The organism is Parabacteroides sp. APC149_11_2_Y6, from assembly GCF_054506995.1.
This window is the reverse complement of record NZ_CP173709.1, coordinates 76,760-89,683: the sequence shown is the minus strand read 5'-3', so window position 1 is coordinate 89,683 and position 12,924 is coordinate 76,760. Positions and strand designations below refer to the sequence as shown.

Below are 12,924 nucleotides of genomic sequence, written 5' to 3'. Positions count from 1 at the left end.
AAAAACAAAGATGAAAAAGTTCTACTTTTTATTATTATTGCTATTTGCCGTTGGATTTACAAATTGTAGCAAAGAGGATGCTCCCGATGTACCTCCCATAGATCCGAATGAAGCCAGACCACATGCAAAAACGAATCGTACTGTTTTAGCATATCTGGTAGGAGATATGAGTTTATGGTATGCGCTGGAAGAGACTGTAAACCAAATGGAAAAAGGCTGGGATGATGATATAGATGGAACCCTATTAGTATATCTTGATAATTCCAACCATTTAACCCAATTCGGTCAGCCGGTATTATTGGAAATCACGCACGATACGACAGACATGATCGTCAGCAAAGTAGTCAAAACCTACGAAGATCAAGATGCCGGAAATCCGAATGTAATGCAGACTGTCTTGAGTGACGTCGTCACTCTCTATCCGGCAGAGTCACAAGGATTGATAATCGGAGCACACGGCAATGGTTGGTTACCCGGAATAAAAAATGACAGCGAAACCAAAGGTATAGCAGGTCCGGACCGTTATGGAAGTACACTGGAAATTGCAGACCTGGCAAAAATACTTCCTGTAAAATATGATTTTATTATTTTCCATGCCTGTAATATGTCCAATGCCGAAAGCGTTTACCAGCTACGGAATAAATGCGACTACATAATGGCTTCGGCTCTCCCTCTTCCCGGATACGGATATCCCTATGAAACAATTATCCCGTATCTATATACTAAACCACATGCAGACTTGTACAAAGCTGCCAAGCTAAGCGCTACAGACTATAGTACTAATAAGAATAAAAATACTTTCGATGGATTTACCGTTGCCATAACAAAAACATCCGAATTGGAAAATCTGGCAACCGCAACCTCCAAGCTACTGGAAAGTATAAATATGAGTTATGACGAAATGCGTCATACTCTTAATGAAAATAAAAATCTCGTTGATTACTACGAGTCTATTTTACTGGATATAAGTGGGTTATATTTCCTATCAGAAAATGAAGATTTAAAAAACACATTTAAAAACGCAATAGACAAAGCAATCATACAATTTTACTTTGTTCCGGGAGATATTTCAGAGCAAGAAGAACTTATAAGAATAGCGGATTATGGAAGCGGCCTGTCTTTTTATTTGCCGATACTCCGGAATACTCCGGGTTTAAATCAGATAAATACCGCATTCAAAAACAATTATGACTGGTCCAAAGCAACTGGTTTTGATAAAGACAGGAAATAAAACAATTGAATAGATACTCTACTTGATGAATCCTTAACAAATACACCTGTGGGGTATCCGGTTTTTCCGGATACCCTTTTTTTATGTTCAAAAGAATTATATCTTTGCACGCAGATTATGGTGTAACAGTACCGTTTCCACGGTCTGTTAGTAAAAGGGAAGCCGTTGAAAGTACGGCGCTGTACCCGTAGCTGTAAGTTCTGAAACCCCGGCAAAACTCGTTGCCACTGACAAATAGCCAACAAATGGAAAGTTCAGTATAACTGTCACTTGTCCACTGCCAGCTATTAAGTTGGGAAGGTAGCCGAAATAAGGGAGAACAAGCCAGAAAACCTGCCATAATCCTTTATACAATCTCTCGGGTGAAGAGGTTGATAAATCGATAATTATGCAGAATACGTACATCAAGAAGATTTTAAGCCTGCTATTATTCTGGCTTAATGGCATTATGTTTTTACATGCCCAAGTCGACACGACTAAGACCTATCAACTGAAGGATGTCGAGGTTGTCGGTAAATCGCGTCCGTCTGTAATGCGCGAAACCACTCCCCTGCAAATAATGAACCGCAACAGTATTGAAAGACTTGGCGTGCAGGATTTATCGGAAGCTGTAAAACGTTTTTCCGGTGTTACAGTGCAGGACTATGGCGGTATCGGAGGTTTAAAGACTGTCTCCGTTCGTAGCCTTGGAGCCAAACATACGGCTGTCAGCTATGACGGCGTAACCATCACCGATGCCCAAAGCGGGCAAGTGGACATCAGCCGATTTTCTCTGGATAATGTAGAAATGGTATCCCTATCCATCGGGCAATCCGACGATATCTTCCAGACAGCAAGAATGTATGCATCGGCAGGGGCGCTGAGTATAAAGACAAGTAGGCCCAGATTTCAGGATAAATCATACAACCTTTTTGCAAAAATTAAAGGAGGCTCTTTCGGGCTGTTTAATCCGGCAATCCGTTATGACCAGAAAATAGGAAATAAATGGGCTACGACTTTATATGCAGACTGGCTCAGTGCCAAAGGTGATTACCCTTTTACGCTGATTAACGGAAAAGAAATAACAAAAGAAATCCGTAAGAATAGTGATACTTATGCGTTACGCCTCGAAGCAAATGTATTTGGTGATTTTGGAAAAGGAGGGAATTTAAAAGGGAAGGTATACTATTATAACTCTGAACGTGGACTCCCAGGTTCTGTCATTCTTTACAACGACAATGCCAAAGAAAGGCTATGGGACAAAAACTTTTTCACTCAATTTCATTATGACAATCAGTTTACTGATTTCCTCAAATTCCAGGCCAGTATTAAATATAACTACTCATTCAGTAAATACAGGGATATCAATGATAAGTATTCAGGAGGAATGCAGGAAGACCTGAACACACAAAACGAATACTATGGTTCCGCAGGCATTTTATATACGCCTTTGCAATATCTGTCTTTTACATTGAATACGGATATTGCACGTAATACGCTTGAGAATAATTTTATAGACTCGCCTCTCCCCAAACGCCTGACGTCACTTACGGCAGTTGCAGCACAATATAAGAGCCCCATTCTTACAGCTACGGCGAGTTTATTAGGTACTTACATCACCGATCAGGTAAAACATGGAGACCGTCCGGAAGACCGTAAACGACTTTCTCCGGCAGTAAGCCTATCCTGGCGCCCCTTTGCAGGACAGGCATTCCGTATCCGCGCCTCTTACAAAGATATTTTCCGGGTACCGACATTTACGGATTTATATTACCTGCGAATGGGAAATACCAATCTGAAACCGGAACGTGCAACTCAATATAATATCGGAATGACATGGAGTGGTGAAATCGGTTCATTCATACGTTCATTCAGCTTGTCTGCCGATGGGTATTATAATAAAATACACGACAAAATAGTTGCTATCCCCAATATGTATATCTGGAAAATGATGAATATGGGCGAAGTTGATATCAAAGGGCTGGATGTCAATCTGAGTTCAGAGATTCCTATAACTTCTAAAATCTCATTAATCCTGTCATCGGCATACAGCTTCCAACATGCCATCGATCTTACGGACCCCCAAGAAAAAAATTATAAGGACCAAATACCTTATACACCACGTCATTCGGGTTCCGTATCCGCATCTGTAGAAAACCCATGGGTAAATATTTCTTATACATTGGTAGCTGCAGGAGACAGATATGCATTACCTCAAAATATCGAAAGCAATTTAATTAAATCTTATATAGAACACAGCATTTCTGCGAATCGAAGTTTTACTCTAAAGAAATGCACGCTTCGTCTACAGGGTGAAATACTAAACCTTACAAACAAAACATACGATATTATTCAATATTATCCGATGCCCGGCCGCTCCTGGCGCCTCAGTTTGAGTGTAACATATTAATAGTAAAAACAGAAATAAAATGAAAAAAAGAACATTCCTTTTTATGTCCGCACTTTGTGCACTGACATTATTCTCTTTCACTGGATGTGAGAAAAACAATGATATTCCAGATGACGATGATTCCGTAGAAAAACTAAATGGTTTCATTTTCCTAAACAGTGGAAATAACGGAAATAATAATTCCGGATTATCCTACTACAACATGTCTACAGCCAAAATAGATGTTGATGCATTCAAAACAATCAATAACAGAGGTTTAGGTGATACTGCCAACGACATAATCAAATACGGCTCAAAATTATATATAGCTGTATATGGCTCAAATACGATTGAAGTTCTGGATGAAACAGGCGAGTCTATTAAACAAATAAAATCAAGTGGGGACGCAGCTCTGCAACCTCGCTATATGACCTCTTATGAAGGGAAAATATATGTATCCTTATTCGATGGCTATGTGGCACGTCTGGATACTGCAACATTAGAGATTGAAAATAAAGTAAAAGTAGGACGTAATCCTGAACAATTAGTTGTTGCTAATAATAAATTATATGTGGCAAATTCCGGAGGTATGGACTATAATACTCCTGTAGGATACGACAAAACTGTTTCCGTCATCGATTTATCTTCTTTTACAGAAATAAAAAAGATTGAAGTTGTTACTAATCCAGCCAATGTTGTAACAGATAATCAGGGAGATGTATATGTGGTTTCTTTAGGTAATTACGGAGATATACCTAATACATTCCAGCGTATCGATACACAAAAAGATGAAGTATCCGTAATTACTGAGACTAAGGCAACAGAACTGGCATCTACAGGTGATAAATTATATATTCTGCATTCACAATACGATGCAAACTGGAACCAGACAATTTCATATATCTGCTACGACGCAACCAACGAAAAAGTTATCAGCAATAATTTTATTACAGATGGAACAACCATTGCTAAACCGTATAAAATCGGTGTTGAACCTTCTACCGGATATATCTATATCACTGAGTCCGATTATAAAACCAATGGGGATATTTATTTCTTTAATGCCAGTGGAAAGAAACAATATCAATATTCTGTCGGTCTGAATCCGGTTAAAGCTTTGTTTGTAAAATAAATATGAAAAGGATTCTTTCTTTTCTCTTTTTACTCTGTTTCGTATGTAGTTGTCATACGAAACAGAGTTCTTCTCATGGTGAAGCATTTTCATCCGACACCATCCGCTATGCCCAAGGCTTCTCCACCCAACACTTCGAAAATTATACTTCAGTAGAGATACATGACCCTTGGGACAGTACCCGGCTTTTACAACGCTATTTGCTGGTTGACCGTAAGAAGCCTGTTCCGACGAACCTCCCCAAAGGCACAGTTGTACAAATACCTATACAAAACATAGTCGTATATACCTCTGTTCATGCGGCCATTATCGACCAGCTTGGAGAAACCGACAAGATTATAGGTGTTTGTGAACCGCGCTATATGGACACCCCTGCCATTCAGGAAGGGCTGAAGAACGGACGGATTGCCGATATGGGAGAGGCTACAGCACCGAATGTGGAAAAGATGATAGACCAAGGCGTTGAGTTGGTTATCGTCTCTCCTTTCCAAAACAGCAGCTACGGTCCGGTCGAGAAATTGGGTATACCCATTATTGAAGGAGCCGATTACATGGAGTCCCAACCGTTAGGACGCACCGAATGGATACGTTTTTACGGCATGCTGTTCGGTAAAGAGAAGAGGGCGGATTCAATATTCCGCGCTACGGAACAAAGTTATCTGGAACTGAAAAATCTGGTAAAAAAAGACATTCCCAGGCCTACCGTTATCTCCGAAAAGAAATTCGGTTCTTCCTGGTATACCCCCAGTGGCTCCAGTTATATAGCAAACCTGTACCGCGATGCAGGTGCAGATTATCTCTTTAATGATTTACCAGGAGCAGGAAGCACCCCGCTGGCATTTGAAACAGTTCTGGACAAAGCCATACATGCCGACATCTGGCTTGTCAAATACAATCAGGCAAAAGAGATGACATACAATGAACTTCGTACGGAGTACACGCCTTATGAGAACTTCGACGCATTCAAAAAACGTCACATTTATACCTGCAATACAGGAGCCGTTCCCTATTACGAAGAATTTCCTTTACATCCCGATTATTTGCTAAAGGACTTGATCTGGGTATTCCACCCCGAGCTGGTACCCGGTTATACACCCCGTTATTACCGGAAAATGCAAGAGTAAATATACAAAAATCCCCCCAAGCTCAATGAATGAGCCGGAGGGGTTTTTAGTTTGGCATTTTAAATATAGGGAGTTATGATTAAGCTAATCCTTTCAACATACCGTAGAAATACATCGGTTTCAACATATAAACCTTCAACATCCATGCAGCCCACTGCTCTTTTGATGTATCCAGCATTGTGAATGGGAATGTATTTTCCGGTTCTTTTTTGTAATTGAACTCACACAAAAGTACATGTCCATAATCCGTCACTATCGGGCAAGCTGCATAACCGTCATACTTTTCAGCAGGTTCTTTGCCTTCCATGAGTGAAATCAGGTTCTTTGCAGCAATAGGCACTTGCTTACGGATAGCCGCAGAAGTTTTACTGGTCGGTATGCCAGCCACATCACCCAACGACACAATATTCGGATATTTCTGATGAACCAAAGTTTCTTTATCTACCATTACCCAGGCATCCGCTGCTAATTTGCCTTCCGTCCATCCCAGTCCGGCTTCACGGACAAAATCAGGAGCCGACATCGGAGGTGTGAAATGCAGAAAATCGTAATCTTCCACAAACGGAGTATAAACCTTCTGGTCACCGACCGTTTCTATCTTCTCAAAATGAACCTGTTTAGCGGCAGTATCCACCCCTTTCACCCGGACATTCAGATTAATAGGTATATTTCGTTCCTTATATATTTCCAGCAAACGAGGAGTAAAATATGGTATATCATACAATTCTTTTGCTGCTGTATAATAATTCAGTTCCACCTTATCCCGGGTTCCCTGTTTACGGTTATAGTGCTCTGATAACAAACATATTTTTTTAGGAGCCCCACCACATTTGTGCTTGGTATATGTATCCGTGTAAATGCCACGTCCACCTGTTTTCGAAAATTCCTGCAATGCTTTCCAAGTTTTCTGCGCTCCATCAAAATCATAAATAGAATGAGCATTTCCTTCACCCAACGTATCATGTGTGATACCTTCTACTTTTTCCCAATTGATTTGTATACCCGGAGTCAGAACCAAAAAGTCATAGGCTATCTTACCGTTATTATTTGTTGTTACCTGATTCCAGACCGGGTCAACAGATGCAACCGAGTCTTTCACCCACTTAATACCATCAGGCATACATTCTTCTTGTTTTTTCCATACATCGCCCGGTTCATAAACGCCTGAGGCAATCAGGGTAAAACCCGGTTGATAAAACTGACGGTCACTGGGATCAATTAATGTAATATCAGGTTCATTCAACCATTTTTGTAAACGGGCAGCCATACTGATACCGGCAGCCCCCCCGCCTATAATGACTATCTTCCCTTTTGCATTACTTGAAAAAGCTTTAGCTTCCTGAGTACCTGCAGCAGTCAACAATCCTGCAGCTGCCATTATCTTAAAAAAATGCCGGCGGTCGATACCCTTCTTTTCTAACGCCTTCAATTGATTTTCCAGTTCGTGTTCCATCATGTATGAAAATTAGATTTACGTGCCACAAAGAAAACGGAATAACAAAAACTTTCTATAAAAAAGGCTACTACACAACTTGCGCAAGTAATCTGTGTAGTAATAAAGAATACAACAATCCTTTCTCACTTATCAGAAAAAACAATTTAACCACCTATTTTTCAATAGATTATAAAAACATCATTTTTGAGAAAATAAATTTAAAAATTCATCAGAAAATCAATAAGATTCGTATCTCCTTCCAAGCCTAAACGCTTACGCAAGCGATACCGGCGAAGTTCTATAGCACGAACCGAAACATTTAACAATGAGGCTATTTCCTTTGTAGAAAGATTCATACGCAACAGACAGCAAATACGTAAGTCGCCAGTAGTAATATCTGCATATTCCTGACGCAACCTGTCCATAAAATTTTGGTGGGCACTATTGAAATAACTTTCAAACAACTTCCAGTCGGCCGGGTCATCCCGCGTACTTTCCAACAAAGCTTTCATCCGGTTGTAAAGCTTATTCGGATAACGCTCGCCCAATGCTTCTTTTTGTTTATCCAACTCTCCCAATAAAGATTGAATTGCCTGATTACGCTTTACCAGAGCGGTTGTTTGCAAAGTCAACTCATTATTTTTATTCTGAAGTTCCGCTTCCAACATCTGGCTTTTCATTTCCTGCATGCGTTGCTGTTCAGCCTGGCGTTCCGCTTCTATCTTTGCCTGCTCTTCCTTATGCAAGTTTTTAAGATTATAGCGTAATACACCCTGCGCGACAATCCAAACAACAAGAATATACGCCAACCATGCCCAAACCGTATTATACCAAGGCGGACGAACATCTATTGACAGGGATAGTTCAGGGAAAGGCCCTTTGACCACATATTTACGAACTTTTAATTCATAATGCCCTTCTGGCAACTGTAAGAATGATATTTTCCCTTCCGATTGCCAGGAAGACCAGCCGGAAGAAACACCTTCTATCTTATAACTAATCTGGTGATTGGATGTAAAGATCGTAGTACCTATATAAGCAGTAAACTCCTGAAAATCATATGGAAGTTCTATCTTCTGATTGTCGAGGGGCAAATTATAGCAACCTTTCGCATCCATATACTCCAACTCAAAAACTTGCAGAGAGGTTTTACCCGGAAGCCCTGCATCAATCAAATCACGCACATTTATCAGTAAAGGCCCCTGCATGGTAGATGCCAACACCATGGTTTCATTTAAAGGGATAATGCGCGTACCTCGAGTAACCAGATTCATATCATAGTTATTAAACAGCAGCCGGCATTTCAATACAGCCGTACCGCCACTCATATGAAACAAGGCAGCCTGATTATCCACCGACAACCAATACAAACTATCTCCGGCCGGATAAATATGTTTTGCAGAAACGAAAGCGCCAAGCGATGCCGTATCTTTGACCAATTTATTGACAGTATATTTCTTCCGGTTTTTATATGAAACTAAAAACGGTTTGGCTTCTCCCTCAGCGACAGCAACAAACGGTTCTTCCGCAACAAGGGAACGTTTAAAATAGCCAAAGCCTGTTTGCAGATATAACATCCCTTCATGTATTCCTCCATCTATCAGTTTCCCGATAATACTGCGTTTCTCCAACAGAACAATGGGAGGATCCAGCGTTATCAGGGCCAGTCCGTTATCCAATGCCACCCATATCTGGCTATCATCCTGCACGCTGATAAACCGGACCATATTATCCTGCAATTGATTTTCTAAAGACAAATGATGAAGGATATGTCCTTCTTTATCCGTAATAAACAATCCTTGCTTATAAGTTCCGATAAAATACAGAGTTCCGTTTGTCGCAAAGGCACTTGGTTCCGCCTTCCTTATTTCCTCCGGCAGACTGAAAGGAATGGAGACCGGAGGTGCATCAAACTTCACTTCCGAAGGAACTGTTTCCAGCACATGATGATGCAACATTCCGTTATTATCATATGTCCAGCCATATAATGCATTTTCACCCTGTGTATAAATCGTATCATTGTAATTAGTAACTCCAGTCACTTCAAGTTGCCCGGGCAATTGGTAGAGCTTCCATGCATTCCCGTTGAACTCAAGCAATCCGGAACTATTCGCTACATAAAGAATACCTTCCGGCGTGAGCGAGAAACCCCAGTTCTGGCAACCCGCCTTATAATCACCTACTGAATAATTTTTGACAAATACATAAGGAAGGACTACCGACGCTCTGACAACAGGAACTGCCAGCAGGAAGGATAACAATAAGATCAGTAGTCTACACATGGTATTTTTGAATTGAAAATGAGAAAGACAAGGCATTGCTGCCCTGTCTTTAACAATATGTTGGATACAAATATAATTAAATATTTTATTACTTGTATTCCTGCCAGCTCTTAATCTGAATATCTTCAGTCTTCAGATTACAGAATGCATCGATGAATGCACTTGCCAAACGAGCATTCGTAATCAGAGGAATATTATGGTCGATTGCAGCACGGCGGATTTTATAACCGTTCGTCAACTCACGTTTGCTATGATCTTTCGGTATGTTCACTACCAATTCGAATACATGTTTGCTGAACATATCCATAATATTCAAATCGCCTTGTTCATCCGGCCAGCATACGGCAATTGCATCGATACCGTTATCCTTCAGGAATTTTGCAGTACCGGCAGTACCATAAATCACATATCCCTTATTAGCAAGCTGACGGCAAGGATCCAACAGTTCTGCTTTACTCTTGGCAGCTCCTGAAGAAACCAGCACATTCTTTTTAGGAATTGTATTTCCTACAGCCATCATAGCTGAAAGCAATGCTTCATCGAAATCATCACCGATACACCCCACTTCACCGGTAGAACTCATATCCACACCTAATACCGGGTCGGCTTTATGCAGACGGGCAAATGAGAACTGAGAGGCTTTTACACCAATCCAGTCGATATCGAATGCACTCTTATCCGGTTTTGTATACGGAGCATCCAGCATAATACGGGTTGCAGTTTCAATAAAGTTACGTTTCAATACTTTAGAGACAAACGGGAAGCTACGTGATGCACGCAGGTTACATTCGATAACTTTCACATCGTTGTTCTTTGCCAGGAACTGGATATTGAACGGACCGCTGATATTCAATTCTTTTGCAATCATCTTGCTCACCTTCTTGATACGGCGTGCCGTTTCAAAATAGATTTTCTGAGCCGGGAATACCAATGTGGCATCACCGGAGTGAACACCGGCAAATTCAATATGTTCGGAAATTGCGTATTCAACAACTTCACCATTCATGGCTACCGCATCAAATTCGATTTCTTTTGCCCCCTGCAAGAACTGAGATACAACAACCGGATATTCTTTAGATACCTTAGCTGCCAGATCCAGAAATTCAATCATTTGTTCCTTGCTGTGGCAAACATTCATTGCTGCCCCGGAAAGTACATATGACGGACGGATCAAAATAGGGAAACCTACTTTAGCAATAAAGTCGTCGATTTCTTCCATACTGGTCAACTCTGCCCAACATGGCTGGTCGATACCTAAAGAGTCCAACATGGCAGAGAATTTGTGACGGTTTTCCGCACGGTCGATTGATAGCGGAGAAGTACCCAGGATAGGCACATTCTGGCGATGAAGTTTCATTGCCAGGTTATTCGGAATCTGACCACCTACAGAAACAATCACACCCTTCGGAAGTTCCAGGTCGATTACGTCCAGTACACGCTCCATCGAGAGTTCATCGAAATACAAACGGTCGCACATATCGTAATCTGTAGATACGGTTTCCGGATTATAATTAATCATGATAGATTTGTACCCCAGCTTACGTGCAGTCTGTGCCGCATTTACCGAACACCAGTCGAACTCTACGGAAGAACCGATGCGGTAAGCACCAGAACCCAGAATTACCACACTCTTGTCGTTCGGATAGTAGTTGATATCGTTCTGGCTGCCGTCATACGTCATATACAGGTAGTTTGTCAGTTCCGGGTGTTCGGAAGCAACCGTATTGATACGTTTTACGCTCGGAACAATACCCATTTTCTTACGCAGGTTGCGTACACGGATATTTTCTTTCTCCATATTGCCGTCCGAATGTTCTACGTAACGTGCAATCTGGAAGTCGGAGAATCCCAGACGTTTTGCTTCACGCAATACATCTTCCGGCAGATCTTCGATCGTATGGTAAGCAGACAATACTTTGGTATAGTCTACAATATTTTTCAGTTTTTCCAGGAACCACGGAGTAATCTTAGACAGTTCGTGGATACGGTCTACGGTATATCCTTTTTCCAAAGCCTGGGCTACGGCAAAGATACGGAGGTCGGTCGGATTAGCCAATGCATCGTCCAGATTGTCAAATTCCACATCATTATTGCCTACAAAACCGTGCATGCCCTGACCGATCATACGCAGACCTTTCTGCATGATTTCTTCAAAGCTCTTACCGATTGACATGATTTCACCCACAGACTTCATGCTGGAACCGATCAGACGGCTTACACCTACGAATTTAGTCAAGTCCCAACGCGGAATCTTTGCGATTATATAATCTACCTCCGGTGCTTTGTAAGCAGAGTTTGCAGTACCCATCTCGCCAATTTCATCCAAGCTGTATCCTAAAGCCAGCTTAGCAGCAACAAAAGCCAAAGGATAACCGCTTGCTTTGGATGCCAATGCTGAAGAACGGCTCAGACGGGCATTTACCTCGATCACACGATAGTCGCATGTATCAGAATTGAAAGCATACTGGATATTACATTCACCAACAATGCCTAAGTGACGGATTGTCTTTGTCGAAAGTTCTTTCAGCAAGTCCAGTTCCTTGTCTGTCAACGAACAAGTAGGAGCAACAACAATACTTTCACCGGTATGTACACCCAGCGGGTCTACATTTTCCATACTTACTACGGTGAAGCAATGATCGTTCTTATCGCGGATTACCTCAAATTCTATTTCTTTCCAACCCTTCAGGGACTCTTCGACCAATACCTGTGGAGAATAAGCAAATGCACTTTCTGCCAATGTGCGCAGTTCAGCTTCATCTTTACAGATACCGCTACCCATACCACCCAGTGCATAAGCAGAACGGATCATTACCGGGAAACCGATACGGTAAGCAGCTTTCACTACATCTTCCAGATTTTCGCAAGCCTGGCTGATCGGAGTTTTCACTTCTATCTCGTTAAGCTTCTTTACAAACAGGTCACGGTCTTCTGTATACATGATTGCTTCTACGGAAGTTCCCAATACCTTCACACCATATTTTGCAAGCGTGCCGCTGGTATAAAGTTCCGTTCCACAGTTCAACGCAGTCTGTCCGCCAAAAGCCAGCAAAATACCGTCCGGTTGTTCTTTTTTGATTACTTCTTCAACAAAATAGGGAGTGATAGGCAGGAAATATACCTTGTCAGCCACCCCTTCCGATGTTTGAATAGTTGCAATGTTCGGATTTAGCAATACAGTACTGATACCTTCTTCTTTCAGCGCCTTTAATGCCTGCGAGCCGGAGTAGTCAAACTCTCCTGCCTGTCCGATTTTCAAGGCACCCGAGCCCAGAACAATCACCTTTTTGATACCACTTTTCGACATAGTAAATGGGTTGTTTTAAATATTATATATTAATGTTGATTCTTT

At 41.4% G+C, this 12,924-nt stretch carries 7 protein-coding genes and 1 riboswitch; of the genes, 4 read left to right on the top strand and 3 right to left on the bottom strand.

Annotated features, from left to right (window positions below; all coding sequences use genetic code 11):
* Positions 1 to 10 precede the first annotated feature (10 nt).
* The 4 genes from ACGE0T_RS00315 (at position 11) to ACGE0T_RS00300 (ending at position 5,855) form a co-directional block, all read left to right on the top strand.
* Positions 11 to 1,231: a clostripain-related cysteine peptidase gene (locus ACGE0T_RS00315; RefSeq protein WP_459188581.1), complete on the top strand. Its 1,221-nt coding sequence runs from the start codon at positions 11 to 13 to the stop codon at positions 1,229 to 1,231.
* 101 nt (positions 1,232 to 1,332) lie between these two features.
* Positions 1,333 to 1,586, top strand: a riboswitch (cobalamin riboswitch).
* 33 nt (positions 1,587 to 1,619) lie between these two features.
* Positions 1,620 to 3,620 carry a TonB-dependent receptor plug domain-containing protein gene (locus tag ACGE0T_RS00310; RefSeq protein ID WP_459188580.1) on the top strand — a complete coding sequence of 667 codons (2,001 nt, stop codon included), beginning with the start codon at positions 1,620 to 1,622 and terminating at the stop codon, positions 3,618 to 3,620.
* Between the two features lie 19 nt (positions 3,621 to 3,639).
* Positions 3,640 to 4,731 carry a YncE family protein gene (locus tag ACGE0T_RS00305; protein WP_459188579.1) on the top strand — a complete coding sequence of 364 codons (1,092 nt, stop codon included), beginning with the start codon at positions 3,640 to 3,642 and terminating at the stop codon, positions 4,729 to 4,731.
* Between the two features lie 2 nt (positions 4,732 to 4,733).
* Positions 4,734 to 5,855, top strand: a complete 1,122-nt coding sequence (locus ACGE0T_RS00300) for an ABC transporter substrate-binding protein (protein ID WP_459188578.1) — start codon at positions 4,734 to 4,736, stop codon at positions 5,853 to 5,855.
* A 79-nt stretch (positions 5,856 to 5,934) separates the two neighbouring features.
* On the opposite strand, the gene ACGE0T_RS00295 is transcribed toward ACGE0T_RS00300, so the two are convergent.
* The 3 genes from ACGE0T_RS00295 to carB all read right to left on the bottom strand — a co-directional run bounded on the left by ACGE0T_RS00295 (position 5,935) and on the right by carB (position 12,879).
* Positions 5,935 to 7,311, bottom strand: coding sequence for an NAD(P)/FAD-dependent oxidoreductase (locus ACGE0T_RS00295; RefSeq protein ID WP_459188577.1), 1,377 nt, complete (start codon positions 7,309 to 7,311; stop codon positions 5,935 to 5,937).
* Between the two features lie 197 nt (positions 7,312 to 7,508).
* Positions 7,509 to 9,572 carry a transcriptional regulator gene (locus tag ACGE0T_RS00290; protein ID WP_459188576.1) on the bottom strand — a complete coding sequence of 688 codons (2,064 nt, stop codon included), beginning with the start codon at positions 9,570 to 9,572 and terminating at the stop codon, positions 7,509 to 7,511.
* Between the two features lie 88 nt (positions 9,573 to 9,660).
* Complete coding sequence (carB, locus tag ACGE0T_RS00285; RefSeq protein WP_459188575.1) at positions 9,661 to 12,879, bottom strand: carbamoyl-phosphate synthase (glutamine-hydrolyzing) large subunit; 3,219 nt, start codon at positions 12,877 to 12,879, stop codon at positions 9,661 to 9,663.
* Between the last annotated feature and the right edge of the window lie 45 nt (positions 12,880 to 12,924).

Bases quoted from the DNA above. Each gene is read 5' to 3' on its own strand.
- ACGE0T_RS00315 (WP_459188581.1), top strand. From the start codon at position 11: ATGAAAAAGTTCTACTTTTTATTATTATTGCTATTTGCCGTTGGATTT.
- ACGE0T_RS00310 (WP_459188580.1), top strand. From the start codon at position 1,620: ATGCAGAATACGTACATCAAGAAGATTTTAAGCCTGCTATTATTCTGG.
- ACGE0T_RS00305 (WP_459188579.1), top strand. From the start codon at position 3,640: ATGAAAAAAAGAACATTCCTTTTTATGTCCGCACTTTGTGCACTGACA.
- ACGE0T_RS00300 (WP_459188578.1), top strand. From the start codon at position 4,734: ATGAAAAGGATTCTTTCTTTTCTCTTTTTACTCTGTTTCGTATGTAGT.
- ACGE0T_RS00295 (WP_459188577.1), bottom strand. From the start codon at position 7,311: ATGATGGAACACGAACTGGAAAATCAATTGAAGGCGTTAGAAAAGAAG.
- ACGE0T_RS00290 (WP_459188576.1), bottom strand. From the start codon at position 9,572: ATGTGTAGACTACTGATCTTATTGTTATCCTTCCTGCTGGCAGTTCCT.
- carB (WP_459188575.1), bottom strand. From the start codon at position 12,879: ATGTCGAAAAGTGGTATCAAAAAGGTGATTGTTCTGGGCTCGGGTGCC.